This window comes from Candidatus Zixiibacteriota bacterium (genome assembly GCA_022865345.1).
Taxonomy (GTDB): Bacteria; Zixibacteria; MSB-5A5; order MSB-5A5; family RBG-16-43-9; genus RBG-16-43-9.
Genome location: JALHSU010000092.1, coordinates 1 through 22,016, shown reverse-complemented (window position 1 = coordinate 22,016; position 22,016 = coordinate 1). Strand labels below are relative to the sequence as shown.

Below are 22,016 nucleotides of genomic sequence, written 5' to 3'. Positions count from 1 at the left end.
ACGGCGGGGGATTCAGGGTGAGTTCCAAATGTAGAATACATTCCCGAGATTACTGGGGCAAGGCATTTGCCCTGCCTCAGCCTTTTTTACGGTCATTGCGAGCCTCAAGGGCGAAGCAATCCGTTTTATTTGAGTTTGAGGAGATTGCTTCGTCGATCAAATAAGCTCCTCGCAATGACAATCAAAGCAGGAGGACAGAACGATGTTCTGTCCCTACTGTTTATTCTGGCCATTTTCTTCTCAAAAAATAAACTAAAATCTTCTTGATTTTTTTCACGGATTAGGTGATATTTGAACCCGTAAGATAATTTGTTTTTCCTTTAATTGTTTTGTTTTTTTAACTATGAACCATTAACCATAAACCGATTTTCACTTGGGGCAGTAGCTCAGCTGGGAGAGCGTCTCGTTCGCAACGAGAAGGTCGGCGGTTCGAATCCGCTCTGCTCCAGAAAAAACAGTGGTCAGTGGCGAGTGAGTAGTTGTCAGTTTTAATTCGCGTAGGGGTGGAGCTTGTCTCCACCCGTTCATAATTGGTTCGGGAAATCCAATTCCCGAACCAATTAAAGTGTTCTTATCAACTCGATTAAGTAGTTTTTACTATGAACCATGAACCATTAACAAACAACCAGGAGGTCTAATCGAAGATTAGACCTCCTTTTCCCGTGCTAGATGGGGAGTTAGCGGTGCCCTGTAACCCGGAACCCGCTTTACCGGGGTCGAATCCCCGCCTGAGGTCTTCTCCTCTGAGAAAGGGGAGGGGTAAGAGGCGATGAAGGTCAGGTCTTGCGCAACCCAGGCTCACCTAACCCCGTCAGGACCGGAAGGTAGCAGCGGTAAGTGAATACCTGAGTGTGCCGTAAGAGAGCCTGGCTGGAGCCTGACTGCGTCCGAACCTCCTTGGAGTGAGGGATCAAAGGTGGGTGCACGGGAGAAGAATTCGCCGCAGGCGGATTCTGGTGGGTAGTGGATGGTAAAAACATAAAAAGTAAGACGTTAGATGTAAGACGTAAGACGGACAAAGGGAGAACAGATGTCTTATCTGGTAATGGCGAGAAAATACAGGCCAATGGGGTTTGGGGAAGTGGTGGACCAGAAACATGTTGTCACCACTCTGGTCAATGCCATAAACTCAAAAAGGATCGCACACGCTTATCTTTTCTCCGGACCCAGGGGGACTGGCAAGACCACAGTTGCCAGGATCTTAGCCAAAGCTTTGAACTGCGAGAAAGGTCCAACCTCAGAACCCTGCAACCAGTGTTCTGCCTGTCAGGAGATAAATGTCGGCAGAAGCATAGACGTCTTTGAGATGGATGCCGCTTCCAAGAGCAAAGTAGAGGATATCAGGGGGCTGATAATCGAAGGGGTCAAATATGCACCAGTAAGGGGCAAATATAAAGTCTACATAATCGATGAAGTCCAGATGCTCTCAGATTCTGCTTTTGACGCTCTGCTGAAAACGATCGAGGAGCCGCCAGCCAATGTGGTCTTCATCTTCGCTACCACAGAACCTCAGAAAGTCCCTGCCACCATACTCTCTCGCTGTCAGAGATTTGAGTTCAAGAGGATTCCGTTCAACGATCTGGTCGAGACCATCTCGAACATTGCTCAGAAAGAAGGATTGGAAATGGAAAAAGAAGCCATCTATACCTTAGCCCGCAAAGCTGATGGAAGTCTCAGGGATTCACTTTCTCTTCTGGACCAGATGATAGCTTTCGGTGGTAAAAAGATTACCAAAAAGATAGTTGACCAAACCCTGGGTCTGGTCGAGCAGGAGGTTTACTTTGATCTCACTAAAGTCGTTTTAGAAAAAGACAGCAAAAAAGGGTTAGAGCTTCTTGAAAGCCTGATCGATTCAGGTGTGGACCTGCAAGAGTTTGTAGCCGGGCTTTTAGAACATCTGAGGAACCTTTTGGTAGCTAAAATCGGAGGAGAGTCAGAGCGGCTTTTTGACCTTTCAAAACATTATATCGAGCGATATAAAAAGGAAGCAGAGAGTTTTTCGGAAACGGACCTTCTGAGGATGATAAAAATAATTATCGATCTCAATTATACCTTGAAGAAGACAAGTGAGCCAAGGATACATTTAGAGGTCTCTCTATTAAAGCTGATCAAAATGGATTCATCCGTGTCTATTGAGACTCTTCTGGAAAGATTAGGACAGGCAGGTTCAGAAGGCGGAGGAACAGAGTATAAACTTCCCCAGAAAAAAGAAATCTCCCAGATAAAGGATTCGCAGCTAGAGGAAAATTCTGTACCAGAGGAAAATCTTAAGCCCCCGGATCAAAACAGTCTCTCCTTGAATCTGGAAACCTTGAAATCCAGCTGGCCACAGGTGTTAAACAAAGTAAAAGAAAGAAAAGCCTCTCTCTGGAGCTGTTTGAGTCACGCAGAGATAGTGTCATTAGACAACGGAGTTCTGCTCCTGGAATTTTCCAACGGGACTGAGTTTCACAAAAAACACGTAGAAAAAAAAGATAACCTGAAAGAGATTCGGGAGATAATGAATCAGGTATTTCAGAGTGATTTCAGGATAAATTTTCTTTTGAACGAAAAGAAAACGAACTCCCAGCAGAAAGGTTCTGTTGTCAGGAATGATTTTCATTATCAGGATATTCCAGGGCTTAAAGATATAATAGATAATTTAGGCGGGGAGATAATCGACAAGAAACTAATTTAGCCGTTCACACGGCTCGCAATCGTGGAGGAGAAAATGCCTAAAGGGTTAGGGGATATGATGAAGCAGGTTCAAAAGATGCAGGCTAAGATGGAGGAGGTCCAGAAGGAGCTGGAGAATAAAAGAGTGGAAGGGACAAGCGGTGGAGGGATGGTAAAGGTAATCGCCAACGGAAAACAGGAGATCTTAGAGATAAAGATCGATCCGGAAGTGGTGAATAAAGAGGATGTGGAGATGTTAGAGGATCTGGTCTTAGCCGCGGTCAACCAGGCAAGGGAAAAGTCGGTGGAAATTCAAAACGAGGAGATGGCAAAACTTACCGGTGGCCTGAAAATTCCAGGGATGCCATTTTAAGCTTTTGTTTCCCTCCCTTTCAGGGAGGGACCTGAGGGAGGGTCAGATTGCTTTTGAACCTCACTCTAATCCTCTCTCTGTAAGGGAGAGGGAACAAGGTAGCCGCAGACTTTAGTCTGCGTCAAAATGCTATGGCGAAATTAACAGATTCAGTTGAAAGATTAGTGGAAGAGTTCTCCAAGCTCCCCGGAATCGGCAGGAAAACTGCCCAGAGGATGGCTTTCTATATCCTGAAGCTCAGAAGGGATGAGGCTTTGAAGCTTTCCCAAGCAATACTGGATGTCAAGGATAAAGTTAAATACTGCTCAGTCTGTTTTAACATAACCGAAGAAGACCCTTGTAACATCTGCAGGGATACAAAAAGGGATAGAAGTATAATCTGCGTGGTTGAAGAGCCGAAGGACGTTCTGGCCCTGGAAAAGACCAATCAATACAGAGGATTGTATCACGTGTTAGGTGGAGTTTTATCACCTTTGGATGGGGTTGGCCCAGATGATCTGAAAACCAGAGAGCTGATGACCAGGTTAAAGGAGAATGTCAAAGAGGTGATAATCGCCACTAACCCGAATGTTGAAGGTGAAGCTACTGCCATCTATCTTGCCAGGCTGATAAAACCTTTGGGAATTAAAGTCACCCGCATCGCCAGAGGAATTCCTGCTGGCGGCGAATTGGAATATGCAGATGCCACCACCCTGGCAAATGCAATCGAAGGCCGGGTGGAGTTTTAAAGATTTTTTTCTATAGTGGCAGAACATCGTTCTGCCCTCTATGTGACCGTCGTCCCGCCAACGGCGGGACTGACCCGACGGAGATGGTTTGTAGGGCAAGGCTTCAGCCTTGCGTCACGAAAAATACAGGTTATGAGAGGAGTATGGCAATACGCCCCTACAGGATTCTTAAGACGCGTAGCCGAGCCTTCAGGGCTCGGTAGAGGGCTACAAATTCCGAATGTAGGGGTTCGATTTATCGAACCCAAATTATTTTTCTTTGTTGGTCTGGAGACCAACAAAGAGCAGTAAATGTGTAAAAGGAGGATGGCTTGGACAAGAAGAAACTCGGTTATCTTGGGTTCCTGGGACTTCTGGGGCTTTTAGGTTTAATTCCCGGACATGAGGGATTTTATGGTTTTTATGGCTTTTATAGCTTTTTCGGATTCTTTGGTATGTCCGGGCAGACGAAATCTAAAAAATCAGGAAGTAGAGAGGACATTTAGATTTGGTCCAAAGGATGTTTAACCATTCACGGGGGGAGAATACACAACTCGGCAAATTGGGCTTGATAAAGCAGGCCCCAGCAAATGCCTTTGGCAGAGGTTAGTTTTATCGAACCCAAATCGAGTCTCCCTAACCCCCTCCTTAAGAGTAGAGCGAAAAGTTGCAGGGAGATCCCGCCTTATGCGAGATACTATACCTCTATCCTAGTAAAAAGTATTGAATTTTGAAACCAGACCAATTTAGTATAAAATAACCTTTGACTTTTTCATAACCAGGGTTTTTATTTTAGGTATATCTTTCTTTTAGAGGGGCTAAGGAGGAGAAAAGATGCACGAGTTATTGAAACAATCCAGGATCTTTGAGGGATTAGGGGAGGACGAGCTTCAGAAGATTACCAAGATATCCCAGGTGGCTAAATTCAATAAAGGAGAGAGGATTTTTAATATCGGCGATGCGGCGGAACATCTCTTCATTGTAAAAGAAGGAGAAATAGAGCTTCGTTTTCAGGTTACTTATCAGAACATCTCTCATGAGATTTGTTTAGAGAGAAAATGTAGAGGGGAGCCTCTGGGCTGGTCAGCTTTGACTGAGCCCTATAAATATACTCTTTCCGCTCATGCGGTGACGGATTCCGAGCTTTTGCAGATGGGTCACCAGGAACTTATAAAACTGTGCGAGTCAAATAATCATCTGGGATACGTGCTGATGAGGAACATAGCCAGGCTTATCGCCAGAAGATTCATGCTGACTCAAGAAAAACTGATCAGGGAAATACAGCAAGTTCTCAAGAAAAAGGATTCATTGACTTAGAAGTCGAACTCATCCCTTGGCCCCTTCTCTTAAAAAGAAAAGGGAGAAACGACGTCCCTCTCTTTCTAAGAGAGGGATTCAGGGTGAGTTCACATGTGGTCGTCGGGTCCCCTGACCCGACGGAGTCGTAGGGACAGACCTGAGTGTCTGCCCAATTAATTTAGAGCGAACAAGCGGTTCGACAAGCTCACCGGCATGAGCAAAATCTAAGGATAGATTCGTACCAACCGGTAATGACCTCATAGCATATCTGTCATAAACTTTGACGGGGGTGCTCAACCCGCCTGTGGAGAATGAAACCCCTCAATTTCTGTTGGTCTGGAGACCAACAGAGAGCAGTAATCTTAGCAGAGGACTTGATAAATCAAGCCACTACAAATCTTTCTTTTTCCTTGCATAATCCAACCGTTTTCGATATTTTGGGAGAAATTTCGTATTTATTTGGGCAATCCAAAGGAGCATTTTTAAATGTCAGAAAATATATTGACCAAAGTCTTCGGCTCTAAACACGAGCGGGATATCAAGAAGATCAAGCCGATAGTTGATGAGATAAATACATTTTTTGAAGAGTTTAAGTCCCTTTCGGATGAGGAGTTAAAAGGCAAGACCGAAGAGTTTAAACAGAGGATAAGAGAATACTTAGATCCTTATCAGACTGAGGGAACCCCTGAGGAAGAGCAAAAACACGCACAAAAAGAGATCTTAGACCAGATTCTACCAGAGGCGTTTGCAGTAGTCAAAGAGACCTGCAGAAGGCTTTTAGGTAAGAAATGGGAAGTTAGCGGAATAGAGATCGAATGGGATATGGTGCCGTTCGACGTGCAGTTGATCGGCGCGGTTGTTCTGCACCAGGGGAAAATTGCAGAAATGGCAACTGGTGAGGGTAAAACCTTAGTTGCAACTATGCCTATTTATCTGAATGCGCTCATTGGCAAGGGTGTCCACTTAGTTACGGTCAACGATTACTTAGCCAAAAGAGATTCCCAGTGGATGGGTGAAATCTACAAGTTCTTGGGTTTGGCTGTAGGCTGTATCCAGAATGAGATGGACAATGCTGAAAGGAAAGTCCAGTACAACTGTGACATCACCTATGGAACCAATAACGAATTCGGTTTCGATTACCTCAGAGACAATATGGCAATCAGGGCTGAGGACCGGGTGCAGAGAGGCTTCTTTTATGCTATCGTGGACGAGGTGGATAGCGTTCTGATCGACGAAGCCAGGACTCCCTTGATTATCTCCGGTCCGGTCAGCTCCTCTACACAAAGATACGACGAGATGAGACCTCTGGTCGACCAGATGGTAAAGAGACAGACCGTTCTGGTCAACAAGCTGATAGCTGAAGGGGAGGAGCTTTTAAAACAGGAAAAAGAATACGAGGCTGGAATAAAGCTTTTGACTGCTCAGCGAGGTGCTCCAAAGAATAAAAAATTGATGAAGCTTTTGAAAGAGACCGGGGTAAAAAAATTAATCACCAGTGTTGAGCTGGATTTTCTGCGGGATAAAAAAATCGGCGAAATAGATGACCAGCTCTACTATTCAATCGATGAGCGGGAAAACTCATCCAACTTAAATGAGATGGGTCGTTCCCTTCTCTCTCCTCAGGATCAGGCTCTTTTCGAGATCCCGGACATCACTGAAGGTATTCACGAGATAGACTCAAATCCGGACCTTTCGATTCAGGAAAAGCTTCAGAAAAAAGAGGAGCTTTACAGACTGCATGCCGAAAGAAGCGAAAAGGTCCACAATATCTCCCAGCTTTTGAAAGCCTATTCTCTTTTTGAAAAGGACGTGGAGTATGTGGTTCAGGATGGAAAAGTCCTGATCGTGGATGAGTTCACTGGCAGGCTTATGCCGGGAAGAAGATATTCCGACGGACTGCACCAGGCAATTGAAGCCAAAGAAGGGGTCAAAGTCGAAGGAGAAACTCAAACCTTAGCCACCATCACTCTGCAGAACTACTTTCGGCTTTATCAGAAATTAGCCGGAATGACTGGAACTGCGGTAACTGAGGCGCCTGAGTTCTGGGAGATATATAAACTTGATGTCGTTGTCATTCCCACGAATGAGCCGGTCAGAAGAATTGATTTTAATGATGTGGTCTACCGCACCAAAAGGGAAAAATATAATTCCATAATCGAGGAGATAAAAGAGTATCACCAGGCTGGTCATCCGGTTTTGGTCGGAACGGTTTCAGTGGATGTGTCTGAGACTCTTTCCCGCATGCTCAAAAGGGAGGGGATAAAACATTCGGTTTTAAACGCCAAATATCACCAGCAGGAAGCAGAGATCGTGGCCCAGGCTGGAAAAGCCGGAACCGTAACCATCGCCACCAATATGGCGGGAAGAGGAACGGATATAAAATTGGGTCCGGGTGTAGTAAAATCGCCTTATTGTCGGCTAATTAAAGAAAGCAGCGGAGAAGACCAGTGCCCTCATTTAGAGGAATTGAAATGTTATGAAAATGTCCCCTGCGGTTTGCACATCATGGGCACAGAAAGGCATGAGGCAAGAAGAATTGACCGTCAGTTAAGAGGAAGAAGCGGAAGACAGGGAGATCCTGGCTCATCCAGGTTTTATCTTTCCTTAGAAGATGACCTGATGAGACTTTTCGGCTCAGACCGAATTGCTTCAGTAATGGACAGATTAGGAGTACAAGACGGCGAGGTTATTCAGCACGGTATGGTGACCAAAGCAATAGAAAGAGCACAGAAAAGGGTCGAAGCACAGAACTTTGCCATTAGAAAACATTTGTTAGAATATGATAACGTGATGAACCAGCAAAGGGAGGTCATCTACGATCGCAGGTTAGCCGCCCTGGAAGGCGCTGATCTGAAAGAAGAGGTTTTAGGGTTAATAGAAAAGGTTGTGGAAAGCAAAGTGGAGCAATTCACGGGTCCTGATGAATATACTGAAAACTGGAACTTAGGCGGGTTAAGAGAAGAGTTAAGAAGAATATTCTTACTTGAGCTTAAATTCAAGGATGAGGATATACCTAAGTTGACTAAAGCTGAATTAAAAGAGAAGGTCACCTCTGTGGTCAGGGAGATTTACGAGCATAAGGAAAAGGCTTATGGCGCTGATATAATGCGGCAGCTGGAAAGGTTTGCCATGCTTCAGGCGATTGATGAGATGTGGAAAGAGCACCTGTATGAGCTGGATATGCTCAAGACCGGAATAGGTTTGCGAGCTTATGGTCAGAAAGACCCCCTTTTGGAATACAAAAAGGAAGCCTTCCAGATGTTTGCCGGGATGGTGGATAAGGTGGATGAGGAAGCCCTGTCCTTAATTTATAAACTCCAGGTCAGGGAAAAAGAGGAGCAAGCCAGAAAAAAAGAGCCGGAAAAAAGATTGCAGGCGATTCACCAGGAAGCAGCAGGAATGGGCTATTCCACCACTAACCAGGCAGAAGAAGTCGCCCCGGGAAAACCCAAACCAGTCAAGGTCGGACAGAAAGTAGGCAGAAACGACCCCTGCCCCTGCGGATCCGGGAAAAAATATAAGAAGTGCTGCGGAGCGTGAAAAACAGTGGTCAGTGGCGAGTGATCAGTGGTCAGAAAAAAGGAGTGCATCAGCTTGCTGATGCTATAATGTTTGTTGGTTCGGGAATTGGATTTCCCAAACCAATTGTGTAGCGTCCGGGTTTATCCCGGACGAACGTAGTGCGACCCTTTCAGGGTCGTTAAGTAAGGATTTCGTAGGGACAGCCCTTGTGGCTGTCCTTTTTTTTCTTTACATCCGCAAGTTCTCTCGTTATATTTCTCCCACAAAAGATATTTAGATATGTTGTCAAGTGTTAACAGCTGACAGCTTTACAACTTTATTTGGAGTCAGGAGGTAACTCCTGACTCCAGAGTTGAATTCTTAATGAAGATTCTTTCACTTTCAATTCTGGATTCATTTAATAAGTTTCTAAATCTAGTAGTTGGAGTCACTATTATAACCAGCTTGGTCGCATTATTTGATTTTTCAAATCAACATGCAGAGGTTTCCATCGATGTTTTCACTGTGGCGGTATGGATCGATGAACCTGCAATAATTAGATATTACGAAGTGCACAATTATAAGATCCCGGATATCGTTGTCGAATACCTTAATAGGTCTGCCAGATTAGTAATTCCTAACCTTGAAAAGGCAATTTTAGGCAAATACGACTACTACTTTCCTGATGACGAACTGTTACCAAATGTACCTTACTATGAACATTATGAAATCGAAAAAAAGCTACAGCTTCAATCCTATAATCCTATAGCTGGAGGAAAAGCCGGGCTTTATTCCTCTAATAGTGATGAATGGATTAATCAATTGTTGCCCGAAGTGAAGGAATTATCCCAAATTGAAGGAAGAAAATTGGAGTTAGCTATATTGGGAGCTAGAAGGGTGGAAAGCACGATCTCTTTAGTAAATAAAGGTGATTTAGTAGCAAAAAATATAAAAATATATATTAACGCTGTGCGGAATTTGGTTTCTGGAGCGAAGGGGAGTATTTTGTCGATTACAAGTATGAGACCTGGGCCGAAACCTTTAATTGAAGATTACCGAGCTGAAATCAATTTTCCCGTGCTGAAGCCTAAATACGGAAATGCTATTAGCGTGTTTACACGTGAAGCACCAGTTTTCAGACAGAGCATCGATCTTGACTATGACACTCAACGAATAGTCAACGCTAGGAAATTAGCCACTGTTTTCGGAAGCCTTATGACGGGTAGTCTCGTAATAGTGGTGTTGTTTTCATTAACTTCGAAAAAAAACAAAGAACCTTCTGTGAACTCCTCATCCAATCGCTTCGTCAAGAATCCCTCTGAAAAAATCCTCCGTAAGGAGATAATTGTTCCTGCATCACTCAAAGAGGTTTGGGATGCCTGGACAACTACTGAAGGGGTGAAGACTTTTTTCTCCAGTGATGCGAAAGTCGAGTTAGCTGTGGGCGGTCCTTATGAGATTTATTTCATTCTTGAGAATCCATACGGTCTAAAAGGTTCAGAAGACTGCAAGATCCTGAGCTATCTTCCAATGGAAATGCTTTCCTTTGACTGGGGTGCTCCGCCTGAATTTGGAGAGTTACGCAACAGGCGCACTCAGGTGATCCTGCAGTTTGAGGAAATCGATCCGGGGAAAGTAAAGATCAAATTCTCTCAGTATGGTTGGGGAAAGAGCAAAGACTGGGAGAGACTGTATGACTATTTTGATAAGGCTTGGTCATACGTGCTGGGTAATCTCAAAAAGCGTTTTATTGAGGGACCGATTGATTGGAAGTCTAAAGGATAGTGGTCAGTGGTCAGATGTAGCGTTTGGTCTTATGCCTGACGAGAGAAACTGTCATTCTGAGGGAATTCTGCTAAAAGCGGGATGACCGAAGAATCTTTCTAAAGGTCAAAATTCGAGAGATTCTTCGCCCCTCGGGCTCAGAATGACAATAATCAAAAAAGGAGGTTTAAAGGAATGAGAAGAAAGATAGTTTTTTCCTTGGTTCTGTTTTTACTTTTTATCTCTTTTGTTCAGTCATCTGTTCAGGCCAAAGGGAAAATTGCCCTGATGTATGCCTTTGACCAGGAAGGTGCTCTTCTGAGAAGTAAGCTGGATTTAAAGGATAGTATTTTCGTAAAAGGAAGAGTTTTCTGGATTGGGAAATTAGAAGGCAAAGAAGTTATCATCGTCAATTCCGGTGTCGGTATGACTAATGCGGCGATGACCACTCAGCTTTTGATTGATAAATATAATCCCGAAGAGATAATATTTACAGGAATCTGCGGAGGGATAGATTCCTCCAATCACATAGGTGATATCGTTGTCCCGGAAAGATGGGCGACTCACGATTACGGCTATTATGGAAAAGACGGCTTTATACCCGATTCAATCTATGTTATTTTACCTGGACAAACCAAAGAGGCTGGGGTTCTCTTTTTCGAGGTGGATAAGGCACTCTTAGAAAAGGGAAAGTCGGCTGGACAAAATCTTAAATTGAAACCCGTAGGGGAGCGTATGCCTCAAGTCAAAATCGGGGGAAAGGGAGTATCCGGGAATTCCTTTATCGACCAGAAGGAGAAAAGGGATTATTTAAAAGAAAAATTCGATGCCCAGATCGTCGATATGGAGTCTGCCGCAGTGGCGCAAGTGGCAAATGTTAATGGGATTCCAGTCTTAGTGGTGAGAAGCTGTTCTGATTTAGCAGGCGGCTCAGGCTCCGCCACTGCTTCTGATGAATTAAGGGGATTTTTTAAAGTGGCGGCTGATAATTCAGCAAGTTTTGTACTGGAATTAATAAAACATTTATAAGATTCAAACTGACTTCAGTCAGGTATGCAATGTCTTTTAGTTGACGCGGGAATTGGATTTCCTACACCTTTTACATTCGGGAATTCCAATTCCTGAATGAACAAAACCTAACCTTGAAGGCAAGGAGCGGGGCTATTTTTTTGTAGAGACGCATAGCTATGCGTCTCTACAGCTTTGTTTCTTTAAACAGCGTCCGTCAGAAACGTCGGACTTTATAGCTTTCGTAGCGCCCGACCATCGTGTCGGGCGTTCAATCCTACGGATCCGCTTCCAGGATTGAACACCTCTACAGCATATATTCAACAGTAGCAAATCCTACAGGCTTTGTAGCAGTTGAGACTAATTACTGTCGACTTATTTCGTTCAATCAAAAATTAATCCTCTGCAAGTTTCTTTCAATTAAGAGAATAAGAAGAAAATTCATTTCAGGAGAATTCTGGCATTAAAGTTGCATCAGATAAGGCTGTCAATTTGGTTTGAAAGAGATTTTTAATGCGAACATTCCTCTAAGTTATCGTAGCAAATCTTCTCCAGAGCTTGGAGAAGAGGGTCACCAGAGGGCAGAGGTTAAATCCTCTGCCCTAAATAGAAAAATAAAAAGGATGAACCGACGTCTGCTATCCAATAATCTTTAACAAACCCTGGAGGAAATATGCATTTATGCCCGGTTTGCAAGAGTAGGACCAACCCTAACAAAGCTCATATCAAAATTCAGTATAAGCATGATATTTATTATCCCTGCTGTCCTTTGTGCCAGGCAGTTTTCGAAAAAGAGCCGGAAAAATATATTAGAAATTTGACTGAACATAAAAAGTAAACTCACATGACAAAACTCAGCATCAAAATAGTCGGATTTTCACTGGCGATATTTTTAAGCTTTACCTTCAGTCTATGCGTGTTGTTCGGCTTGATGATCCAAGGCTCAGAGATGCATAGGTTTTTAGAGGTTTTACTACCGGGTTTTACCTGGATTAGTTTCAGGAGCTTCTTATATGGTCTCTCTTTGAGTTTTATCTATGGACTTTATACGGCTTTAGTCTTTGTTCCGGTTTATAATCTTTTAAACAAATTTTGCTGCTCCCAAAAGGATTTTTGATTCGTAAAACATAAAAAGCGAGGAAGATAAAATGTCAGAAACTTTGTTTGTAATCATAGGAATAGCTTTATTAATCTTTCTTCTCTCCAGAGGAGGAATGGGTGCAGGGTGCTGTGGAGGTCATTCCCATCACCGTTCGCTTAAGCCTGAAGAAAATGGGAAAAACGGAGAACTAGTGGAGAAGAAAGACACCCGGAGTTGTCATTAGATGATATTTATCCTTGAAACTGAGTTGATGATAAACTTAGAAGGAATAGGGATATGAGCAGAAGAAAAAAGATATTCTGGTGGCTGTTCAGTTCAAAACCGGAGAAGAAAAAATCAAAGTCTGCTCCTGAAAAATCGGAATCTGAATCCTCTGGAAAGGTGGTAATCTATTCAGCTCCGGATTGCCCGGATTCCCAGGTAGCTAAGAGATTTTTCTCAGAGGAGAAGATAGACTACGAAGACAAAAATGTAGAAAAGCCGGAAATCAGACAGGAGCTGATCAGAACATACGGGATCTTGTTGACACCGACAATAATCATAGGTAAAACCATCTTTTTGGGATTCGGTATAAACATAAATGATATACTTAAGATATTAAATTTATGAAGAGTTTAAGATTTTCAGTACGGCTATGTTTACGAAAAAAGCTTGACTTTTGAATTGATGGATGATAATCTATCTCATAATCTGCAACCGATTTTAGAGAAAAATATTAATGCAGGAGGGTATAATGAAAGTGAAAGTCGATCCTGACTTGTGCACCGGGGAAGAGTTGTGTGTACAGGTTTGCCCACAGATTTTTGAGATGCAGGGAGAAAAGGCGGTTGCCAAAATCAATGACGTTCCAGCAGATTTAGCTGAGTGCTGTAAGGATGCGGCAGATTCCTGTCCTTCTGCTGCTATAATTATCAAGGAGTAAATTAAGAGATCTGAAATCTTATCAGGGAGGAAATATGCACATGTGGGGATTTGGCTGGCTGGGGATGATCATTTTCTGGATAGTGGTGATATTTTTTATTGCCCTGGTGGTAAAATGGCTTCTTCAGCAGGGAAGGTCTGAGCCAAGAAGTCCGGCCCAAGAAGAAAATGCCCTGGAGATTCTTAAGAAAAGGTATGCCCGGGGAGAGATAAACAAAGAGGAATTCGAGCAGAAGAAAAAAGACCTTACAGGGATATAATATTCAAAACTGGAGGGAAAAATGTCTGAGAAAGTGATAATCTATTCCTCACCAACCTGAGTGGATTGCGAAGCAGCGAAAAGGTTCTTTTCGAAACAGAAGATAGAGTTTGAGGATAAGAACGTGGAGGATTACTGGAACAGGGAGGAGCTGGTTCAGAAATACGGGCAGCTGCTTACCCCGACCATAATCATAGACAATGAAAAGATTTTGGGGTTCGGGATAAACAGAGAAAAGATTGTAAAATTGTTGAAACGGAGAAGTAAATAAATCCCTGTTTGCTTAGGTGAGGTAGAAATTTGAGATCTCAGCGCGACCCTTTTCCTATTAACGGAGACTACGTCTGCCGTAGGCACCGTAGGACAGGGTCGCAGACGCAAGGCTATAAGTCAGATATAAAAGCATTTTGCTGACAGGATGGATACAACTCCCTGTCCGAGATAGTGGGCTGCCGAGCCTTGAAGGCTCGGCTACGCGTATATTCCGGCGAAAAGCGGGAGTCAACACAGAGAGGAAAAAATGCCTTTGGATCCGGTTTGCGGGATGGAGGTTGAAAAAGAGGAAGCTGCAGGTAGCTCAACCTATAAGGGAGAGACTTATTATTTTTGCTCCCCGCACTGTAAAGAGGAATTTGATAAAGCCCCTGAGAAATATCTAAAAGAAAAGTCTCCCCCTGCCTCAAAAGAGCTCGGGCGAGAGTTGCACTCTTGCCCGAACAAATCCACGGACAGGAGTACAACTCCTGTCCGAGCAGAAAAATCCTCCTCTGGTATAAAAATGGATATGAAGAAATCTCCCCTCAAAGATGAGGCTGAGGGTAAAAAAGGTGAAAGGATAGACCTTCCCGTCACCGGAATGAGTTGCGCTTCCTGCGCTCAGGCTATTCAAAAAGGCTTGTCTGAGCTTCAAGGAGTCAGTAAAACCTCAGTCAATTTAGCCACGTCTAAGGCAACCATATTTTATGATCCTGGAAAAGTGGGCGTGGATAGTTTTATCTCCTCCATCCGCAAAAGCGGGTATGATGTGGGTACGGTCTCGATTGAAATCCCGATCCAGGGCATAGACTGTGCCTCCTGCATCCAGAAGATCGAGAAAGCATTACTTGAAACCAAAGGAGTAACCAATGCTGTTGTCAACTTAGCCACAGAGAGAGCCAGGGTGGAATATATTCCGGAAGAGACAAATTTGGCAGAGATAAAAAAGGTAATTGAATCCACCGGGTATAAGGTCATAGAAACGGAAGTAGAAGAGGTTGAGGATTACGAAAGAGTTATCCGCGAAAGAGAGTATAAAAAACTCAAGAGTAAATTTTTCTTTGGACTGGTCATAAGTGTTATCGTTTTGGTCGGAAGTTTAGAGTGGGTTGCGGGTGTTCCCAAGCTTTTGACAAATTATTATCTTCTCTGGATCTTAGCCACTCCGGTTCAGTTCTGGGCTGGCTGGCAGTTTTACCGTGGTGCCTGGGGTGCGTTCAGGCACAGGAATGCGGATATGAATACCCTGATCGCTGTGGGCACCTCAGCCGCCTATCTCTACAGTATTACTGCAATCCTTTTCCCCTCTTTCTTCAGGTCAGGTGGAATTGAGCCTAAGGTCTATTTTGACACCACAGTAGTTATAATAACTTTGATACTTCTAGGCAAGGTTTTAGAAGCCAGAGCAAAGGGACAGACCTCAGAGGCAATAAAAAAGTTAATCGGTTTACAGCCAAAAATCGCAAGAGTTATTAGGGATGGAAAAGAAATCGATATACCGGTGCAAGAAGTTGTAGTTGTAGATTTGGTTATTGTTCGTCCAGGGGAGAAGGTCCCGGTGGATGGAGTTGTCAAAGATGGAAAATCTTTTGTGGATGAGTCAATGATCACCGGGGAGAGTATTCCGGTTGAGAAGAAAGCCGGAGATGAGGTGATCGGTGCCACCATAAACAAAAGCGGAAGCTTCAAATTCGAAGCTACCAAAGTTGGAAAAGATACAGCCTTAGCCCAGATCATCAAATTGGTGCAGGAGGCTCAAGGGTCCAAAGCACCGATTCAAAGATTAGCTGATGTAATTGCCGGATATTTCGTGCCGGTGGTGATCTCCATTGCCATTTTGACTTTCATTATCTGGTACGTTTTTGGTCCAAATCCAGGCTTGACTTTTGCCCTTCTGAATTTCGTTGCGGTAATGATCATCGCCTGTCCCTGCGCTTTGGGTCTGGCTACTCCTACTGCCATTATGGTGGGCACAGGCAAAGGAGCAGAAAAAGGGATCTTGATAAAAGGGGGAGAGAGTTTAGAAACTGCGCATAAGATTAATACCATCATTTTCGACAAGACCGGGACTTTGACCAAAGGCGAGCCGGAGGTGACAGATATCATCCCCCTGGACAAACTCTCTGCGAAAGAGATTTTATTTTATGCTGGAAGCGCGGAGAAAAAATCAGAGCATCCATTGGGAGAGGCGATTGTCAGGAAAGCCGTAGAAGAGAAAATCGAGCTTAAAGATTCTCTGGAGTTCAATTCCATTGCTGGTTTCGGGATTGAGGCTAAAATTGATAGTAAGAACGTTCTATTGGGAAATCAAAAACTGATGGAGGAAAGAAAGATAGAGATAAGAGCTTTAATTCCCAAGGCTGAGGAATTATCCCTGGATGGGAAAACCAGTATCTATTTATCAATAGATGGGAAATCTTCCGCGGTCATCGCGGTTGCGGACACTCTGAAAGAGAATTCTAAAAATGCGGTGGAGCAGCTTCACCAGTTGGGTTTAGAGGTAGTGATGCTGACAGGAGATAATCGTCAAACCGCTAACGCTATTGCCAGGAAAGTGGGAATCAACAGGGTCCTCTCTGAGGTTCTTCCAGAAGATAAAGTTTATGAGGTAAGAAAACTTCAGAACGAAGGGAAGATCGTGGCAATGGTGGGAGACGGAATTAATGATGCCCCTGCTTTAGCCCAGGCAGACGTGGGTATAGCTATTGGCACAGGAACAGACATCGCGATGGAGGCGTCCGACATCACCCTGATCAGAGGAGACCTCTCCGGTGTGGTCACCGCAATCAAGTTGAGCAAGAACACGATAAAGATAATCAGGCAGAACCTTTTCTGGGCTTTCATCTATAACGTTCTTGGGATTCCGATTGCCGCAGGCGTGCTTTATCCATTTTTTGGAATCCTGCTTAACCCAATGATTGCCTCAGCGGCTATGGCATTCTCCTCGGTCTCGGTGGTTTCTAATTCTTTGAGGTTGAGGAGATTTTGATTTTGGCATTTGTGTAGCACCCCCAAACGAGTTTGAGGGTGCTACCCCGGTCGTAGGCTGATAAAAGCTTTATGGCTCGTAGAGGGACGAAGAATCTCAGATTCTTCGGTCGTTCCGCCTTCGGCGGAGACTCCCTCAGAATGACACGAAAAGAAGGAACAGAGGATATGGAATCAAAAATCTTAGTTGCAGTTTTTGGAATACTTCTGATAATTCTGGTGAACTGGTATTTCTTTTTTTCAAAAAGACAGAAAGTGAAAGCCTCTGCTGGCGCCGGGGTTCAGGAGATCAAGGTGATTGTCAAGGGAGGATATGACCCGGATGTGATTTTGGTGAAAAAAGGGGTTCCGGTGAGGATTGATTTTTACCGGGACGAGACAGAGAGCTGTTCGGAGGAAATTGTTTTCGGGGATTTTAATATAAGAAAAAGTTTGCCTGCTTATAAAACCACTCCAATCGAGTTCACTCCGGAAAAACCAGGGGAATATACCTTCACCTGCGGGATGGGGATGTTGAGGGGGAAGTTGATTGTGGAGTAGAATTGTTGGTAGAACAGGCATCCTGCCTGTTCAATATTGGTCAGAGAGCTAAGCCTGGCGTCCAAAGGACGGGCTGGCTCGTAACCACAGGAATGTCTGACCTGCCTATTAAATAACCTCACCCTTTCCCTCTCCTTCAAGGAGAGGGAAAGATTGGTAAAACGACTCTTTTCCTAATAGCTGATCTGACTTCAAAAGGGATCCGCAGGATAGGGTCGCAAAATTATAGAGTTAAATCTCCTCCAACACCAGCGAGATGGGGAAATGATCGCTGAACCCTTTTGTATCTAATTTGCTGGACGGTCTCCCAAATCGCTTGGGGACTTCATAAGTACCGCTTATCATTTCGGGAAATCGTTCAATTTTGACCGAATCCGATTTGATCTGGATGGGTGAGCCTACCTTTACCATTCCTTTTGAAACCAGAAACTGGTCAAACAGGAGGGGAAAATTATCATAGTAAAGCGTGCCCACACCTTTTCCCATCTCGGTCCACATCAGGTTGAAGAGCCTGGGCGCTTTCGTGCTCTTCTTAACCTTCATTTTACAGCTGGTACTTAGGGCATACTGGGTGATAGATCTGCTGGGTGGTTCGTCATTAAAGTCACCCATGATCAGAATTGCTACATCATCACCCTTCTCCTCAAGTATTCTTTTGTGCCAGTAGCTCAGAGTCTCGCCTGCCAGGATTCGATAGGGCTCAGTCTCCCATTCCCCACTGGTTCTGGAAGGCCAGTGGTTTCCCACGATGATCAGGTCCGTGCCGGATTTAGTCTTAAAATTGACTTGAAATAGGTCACGTGTGGCGGTCCTTTTTAAGATTATATGGGAGAACTGATCACCGGCCTCAAACTTGTCCTGGTCATAGATGTACCCCACATCAATACCTCTTTCATCCAGGGTATCATGATGAGCGATACCGTAATTCCGCCCGAGAGGTTGTAAGCTATCCATTAATTGCTGCATCACCGGCTTGTTCTCCACCTCGCAAACCCCTAAAAGGTCAGGACCCTTAGGCTTGTTCATCTGCTTGATAATGCTGGAAAGCTGTTCAATTTTCTTATTCAATATCCCTTGATTCCAGCCACTCAGTTCCTTCTTAAGGTTTTTTTGCAACCAATCTGGCCTTTCAGTGGAATTTTCTACATCAAACAAATTTTCAAGGTTCCACCAGGCGATATAGTACTCTTCCATTTTGTCCTCCTTTCTTTGTTGAAAAGATCTTTTGACTATTTTAAGCCTATGTCACAAGAGCAAGCTCTTGGACTCCAGAAGACATCGCACTTTACTCCTTTCCTACTCTGCGGAGGCTTGCTCCTGATCCCTTCGGGAGCAAGGGAGAGTAAAAATCATAGGGCGACCCTTTTCATAATAACGGATGCATAGGAAAGGGTCGCTTAAGCGAGGCTGAAAGTCTCAAAACCCTGACGGCCTCGCTGCGAGATACAAAAAAAACAACGCAAAACTGATATCTGTCTTTTAAACTATTATTATTTTATTTATTCCCCTTTAAAAAGTCAAGTCTTTTATTTTGTAGGGGCTCAAAATTCCGAATCCCTACATCTCGGCTATGCGTTGCATTCGCTTTTCTTCGTCATTCGATAGTCTTTTTCGTTGACAGGCTTAGGGGAAGCTTATATATATTAAGATGCGCGACTTCAACGTATAGAGGGTGTATGGACCTTCAAGTAAAATTAGAAAACCTTCCTACTCAGCCTGGGGTTTATCTTTTAAAGGATAGGGAGGGGAAAATCATTTACGTAGGAAAAGCCAAATCCCTGAAAAACCGGGTTAAATCTTATTTTCAGTCAGGTGTGGAGCATCCCAGGACCCAGGCTCTGGTTTCTCGGATTAAGGATTTTGAGGTTCTGGTTACTGATTCGGAGATGGAAGCTCTGATTTTAGAATCTAACTTAATCAAGGAGCACAAGCCAAGGTATAACGTCAATCTCAAGGATGATAAAAGATACCCATACATCAAAGTCACTGTAGATGAACCTTTTCCTCGAATTCTAGTGGTGAGAAGGCCTAAAAAAGATAAGGCAAAATATTTTGGACCTTATACCAATGCCAAAGGGATGCGGCAATCTTTAAGACTTCTCAGAAAGCTATTCCCGGTGAGGAGCTGTAATCATACTCTTCCTTCTAAGAGAAAGATAAGGGTATGCCTGGATTTTCATATCAAGAGATGCCAAGGACCCTGTGAGGGTCTGGTCTCCGAAAAAGAATACAGGGAGATGATCAACACTGTGCTTTTATTTTTAGCTGGGAAGAATAAAGTCCTGATCGAGGAATTGAAACGGAGGATGGATAGATTAGCAGAAGAAGAAAACTTTGAGGAAGCTGCCAGAGTGAGAGACCAGCTCAAAGCAGTGGAGAGCATGATGCAGAGGCAAAAGGTGGTGGAAAGGGAGATAATCGATAGGGATATTATTGCCTTTGCACGGGATGGTTCCGATGTCTGTATGGCAACTCTTCAGGTGAGAGACGGGGTTTTAATCGGAAGGCAGCATTTCTATTTGAAGGCGGATAAGGATGTTTCGGATTCTGAGGTTATGAATTCTTTTTTGAAGCAATATTATATGAATGCCGCTATTATCCCTCAGCAACTCATCTTACCTTTAGATGTCGAGGACAAAGATATCATTCAGAAGTGGCTTAACGGAAAAAGCGAAAAGAAAGTCGAGCTGATCATACCGCAAAAAGGGGAGAAGGCAGGTCTGCTGAACCTTGCCACCCAGAATGCCCAGCTTCTCTTAATGGAGCTTCTTATCCAGAAGAAAAAAATAAAAAAGACAGTTCCTCCATCAGTCGTCACTTTGAAAAAGGACCTGTATTTGTCTACCTTTCCAAGGCAGATCGTGGCATTTGACATCTCCAATTTAGGGGCTGCGGACGCAGTCGGTTCATTGGTTTTCTTTGAAGATGCCAGGCCTAAAAAGTCGGAATATCGCAAGTTTAAAATAAAAACCGTGAAAGGTCAGGATGATTTTGCGATGATGGAAGAGGTGGTCAGAAGGTATTTCTTCCGTCTGCTCGAGGAGAAAATGAAGTTGCCGGATCTGGTTTTAATTGATGGAGGAAAAGGGCAGCTTTCCTCAGCCCTAAAAGTTTTTAACGAGATGGGTATTAAAGAGATAAACGTAATTGGTCTGGCAAAAAGATTAGATGAGATATTTCTGCCGGGTAAGGAGTCATCCCTGATGATTCCAAGAAGCTCTTCTTCTCTTAGATTGTTACAAAGGATTAGAGACGAGGCACACAGATTTGCTATCACTTATCACCGGGGCTTAAGGGAAAAAAAGGTCACAAAATCTGAGCTGGACGAGGTTGAGGGTGTTGGCAGAATAAGGAAAAAATTGCTCCTCTCAAAATTCGGCTCAGTTGAAGCCATCAAGCAAGCAACCCTGGAAGAACTCTTGAAAACCGAGAATATCAACAAAAAAGTGGCGGAAATGGTTTACTCGTATTTTCATAAAGAAACAAAAGGTTAAAAGGATAAAGGGATAAAGAGTTCAAGGGTAAAAAAAATCGTAGCGCGACCCTTTTCCTATTAACGGATCCGTAGGACAGGGTCGCAATGCGAGGCTGAAAGTCTCAAGACCTTGTCCGAATTTGGATCCATAGGAACGGCCTCGCCCTACAAAAAACCACTAACAAAAGAGGTGCTATGAAACTCTATTATGCGGTTCTGAATACCAAGATTGGAAAAATCTTAGTTACGAGGACCGATAGGGGATTGAACAACCTGCTTTTTCACCAGCCTACCTGGGGCAGATTTTTCGAAGAGTTAAAGAAGAATAAGCGACTTGAGCTGATCGATGCTAAGAGCAAATTCTCTAAATTGGGAAAACAGCTTAACGCTTATTTCTCCGGGAAGAAAGTCAAATTCGATGAAAAACTGGATTTGAGCGGCGGCACTCCTTTTGAGCAAAAAATCTGGAAGAAAATGTTAAAAGTTCCGTATGGAAAAACTATTAGTTACGGGGAATTAGCTGCACTGGCAGGAAACTCCAGGAAAGCAAGGGCGGTAGGAAATGCCTGCGGCAAAAACCCGGTTTCGATAATCGTCCCTTGCCACAGGATCATAAGGTCAGATGGAGGATTAGGTGGATATGGTGGTGGGATAGAGCTTAAAAAAAGGCTTCTGAAAATTGAGAAAAGTCTGGTTTGATGATTTAAAAGATAATGACCAACGATATTAGCAGGGGTTCATCCTCCAGAGGCGGATTGAACCTCTATGCAGGGCTCCATAATATACCTCTTTAAATCTTTCACTCATTTTTACCGATAAGAATAATGGATTTTGACGCTCTCTTTGATGAATTTTACTTGACAAATTTGCTTTTTTTTGTATAATAATATATAGTAGTTTTTTGAAGGACAGTATTAGTGGATTTAGAACGTCATAGAAAGATCATATATAGCCACGGAAGCCTTTGGTTTAGTGGGACTTGCGTGGTTTTTGTTTTTAACTTTTCTCCAGTGAAAGGTGGTGAACAGGATTTTGGCAGAAGGGAAAGTGAAGTGGTTCAACGAGGCTAAAGGATTTGGATTTATCGAGCTCAAGGAAGGGGGGAAAGACGTCTTTGTGCATTATTCCGCGATAAAATCAGAGGGATATAAGTCCCTGAAAGAGGGAGA

Annotated in this window: 21 protein-coding genes, 1 tRNA gene and 1 other RNA gene; 22 read left to right on the top strand and 1 reads right to left on the bottom strand. The window is 43.6% G+C overall.

Annotated elements, in window-relative coordinates; all coding sequences use genetic code 11:
• Positions 1 to 375: 375 nt before the first annotated feature.
• From MUP17_04325 to MUP17_04235, 19 genes are all read left to right on the top strand, one after another.
• Positions 376 to 448, top strand: a tRNA-Ala gene (locus MUP17_04325).
• 212 nt (positions 449 to 660) lie between these two features.
• Positions 661 to 928: signal recognition particle sRNA large type (gene ffs / locus MUP17_04320), an RNA gene on the top strand.
• A gap of 102 nt (positions 929 to 1,030) precedes the next feature.
• Positions 1,031 to 2,677 (top strand): DNA polymerase III subunit gamma/tau, encoded by a 1,647-nt coding sequence (gene dnaX, locus MUP17_04315; GenBank protein MCJ7458199.1) that lies wholly within the window; start codon positions 1,031 to 1,033, stop codon positions 2,675 to 2,677.
• 33 nt (positions 2,678 to 2,710) lie between these two features.
• Positions 2,711 to 3,028 (top strand): YbaB/EbfC family nucleoid-associated protein, encoded by a 318-nt coding sequence (locus MUP17_04310; GenBank protein MCJ7458198.1) that lies wholly within the window; start codon positions 2,711 to 2,713, stop codon positions 3,026 to 3,028.
• Between the two features lie 131 nt (positions 3,029 to 3,159).
• On the top strand, positions 3,160 to 3,756 hold the full coding sequence (gene recR, locus MUP17_04305) for a recombination mediator RecR (protein ID MCJ7458197.1): 597 nt from the start codon (positions 3,160 to 3,162) through the stop codon (positions 3,754 to 3,756).
• 311 nt (positions 3,757 to 4,067) lie between these two features.
• Positions 4,068 to 4,241 (top strand): hypothetical protein, encoded by a 174-nt coding sequence (locus MUP17_04300; GenBank protein ID MCJ7458196.1) that lies wholly within the window; start codon positions 4,068 to 4,070, stop codon positions 4,239 to 4,241.
• 328 nt (positions 4,242 to 4,569) lie between these two features.
• A complete protein-coding gene (locus tag MUP17_04295) occupies positions 4,570 to 5,052 on the top strand; it encodes a cyclic nucleotide-binding domain-containing protein (GenBank protein ID MCJ7458195.1) in 483 nt (160 codons plus the stop codon).
• Between the two features lie 468 nt (positions 5,053 to 5,520).
• Positions 5,521 to 8,574 carry a preprotein translocase subunit SecA gene (gene secA, locus MUP17_04290; GenBank protein MCJ7458194.1) on the top strand — a complete coding sequence of 1,018 codons (3,054 nt, stop codon included), beginning with the start codon at positions 5,521 to 5,523 and terminating at the stop codon, positions 8,572 to 8,574.
• Positions 8,575 to 8,919: 345 nt separating this feature from the next.
• Entirely contained in the window at positions 8,920 to 10,320 is a 1,401-nt protein-coding gene (locus tag MUP17_04285; protein MCJ7458193.1) for an SRPBCC domain-containing protein, read from the top strand.
• 174 nt (positions 10,321 to 10,494) lie between these two features.
• Positions 10,495 to 11,328 carry a 5'-methylthioadenosine/S-adenosylhomocysteine nucleosidase gene (gene mtnN, locus MUP17_04280; protein MCJ7458192.1) on the top strand — a complete coding sequence of 278 codons (834 nt, stop codon included), beginning with the start codon at positions 10,495 to 10,497 and terminating at the stop codon, positions 11,326 to 11,328.
• 652 nt (positions 11,329 to 11,980) lie between these two features.
• Complete coding sequence (locus tag MUP17_04275) at positions 11,981 to 12,145, top strand: YHS domain-containing protein (protein ID MCJ7458191.1); 165 nt, start codon at positions 11,981 to 11,983, stop codon at positions 12,143 to 12,145.
• A gap of 6 nt (positions 12,146 to 12,151) precedes the next feature.
• On the top strand, positions 12,152 to 12,424 hold the full coding sequence (locus tag MUP17_04270) for a DUF5676 family membrane protein (protein ID MCJ7458190.1): 273 nt from the start codon (positions 12,152 to 12,154) through the stop codon (positions 12,422 to 12,424).
• 31 nt (positions 12,425 to 12,455) lie between these two features.
• Positions 12,456 to 12,632 (top strand): hypothetical protein, encoded by a 177-nt coding sequence (locus tag MUP17_04265; protein MCJ7458189.1) that lies wholly within the window; start codon positions 12,456 to 12,458, stop codon positions 12,630 to 12,632.
• A gap of 53 nt (positions 12,633 to 12,685) precedes the next feature.
• Positions 12,686 to 13,018, top strand: a complete 333-nt coding sequence (locus MUP17_04260) for a glutaredoxin family protein (protein MCJ7458188.1) — start codon at positions 12,686 to 12,688, stop codon at positions 13,016 to 13,018.
• A gap of 124 nt (positions 13,019 to 13,142) precedes the next feature.
• A complete protein-coding gene (locus MUP17_04255) occupies positions 13,143 to 13,331 on the top strand; it encodes a ferredoxin (protein ID MCJ7458187.1) in 189 nt (62 codons plus the stop codon).
• A gap of 34 nt (positions 13,332 to 13,365) precedes the next feature.
• Positions 13,366 to 13,590, top strand: coding sequence for an SHOCT domain-containing protein (locus MUP17_04250; protein ID MCJ7458186.1), 225 nt, complete (start codon positions 13,366 to 13,368; stop codon positions 13,588 to 13,590).
• A gap of 60 nt (positions 13,591 to 13,650) precedes the next feature.
• Positions 13,651 to 13,860: a glutaredoxin family protein gene (locus tag MUP17_04245; protein ID MCJ7458185.1), complete on the top strand. Its 210-nt coding sequence runs from the start codon at positions 13,651 to 13,653 to the stop codon at positions 13,858 to 13,860.
• A 249-nt stretch (positions 13,861 to 14,109) separates the two neighbouring features.
• Positions 14,110 to 16,833, top strand: coding sequence for a heavy metal translocating P-type ATPase (locus MUP17_04240; protein MCJ7458184.1), 2,724 nt, complete (start codon positions 14,110 to 14,112; stop codon positions 16,831 to 16,833).
• A gap of 140 nt (positions 16,834 to 16,973) precedes the next feature.
• The gene (locus MUP17_04235; protein MCJ7458183.1) at positions 16,974 to 17,372 is read left to right on the top strand and encodes a cupredoxin domain-containing protein; all 399 of its coding nucleotides are present in this window, start codon (positions 16,974 to 16,976) and stop codon (positions 17,370 to 17,372) included.
• Between the two features lie 231 nt (positions 17,373 to 17,603).
• Here MUP17_04235 and MUP17_04230 read toward each other — a convergent pair whose 3' ends face one another.
• Positions 17,604 to 18,566: an endonuclease/exonuclease/phosphatase gene (locus tag MUP17_04230; GenBank protein ID MCJ7458182.1), complete on the bottom strand. Its 963-nt coding sequence runs from the start codon at positions 18,564 to 18,566 to the stop codon at positions 17,604 to 17,606.
• 482 nt (positions 18,567 to 19,048) lie between these two features.
• Between MUP17_04230 and uvrC the strand changes: the two genes are divergently transcribed.
• The 3 genes from uvrC to MUP17_04215 form a co-directional block, all read left to right on the top strand.
• On the top strand, positions 19,049 to 20,866 hold the full coding sequence (gene uvrC, locus MUP17_04225) for an excinuclease ABC subunit UvrC (protein MCJ7458181.1): 1,818 nt from the start codon (positions 19,049 to 19,051) through the stop codon (positions 20,864 to 20,866).
• 176 nt (positions 20,867 to 21,042) lie between these two features.
• On the top strand, positions 21,043 to 21,546 hold the full coding sequence (locus MUP17_04220; protein MCJ7458180.1) for a methylated-DNA--[protein]-cysteine S-methyltransferase: 504 nt from the start codon (positions 21,043 to 21,045) through the stop codon (positions 21,544 to 21,546).
• A 333-nt stretch (positions 21,547 to 21,879) separates the two neighbouring features.
• A partial coding sequence (locus MUP17_04215) for a cold-shock protein (GenBank protein ID MCJ7458179.1) occupies positions 21,880 to 22,016 on the top strand: 137 nt, incomplete at its 3' end.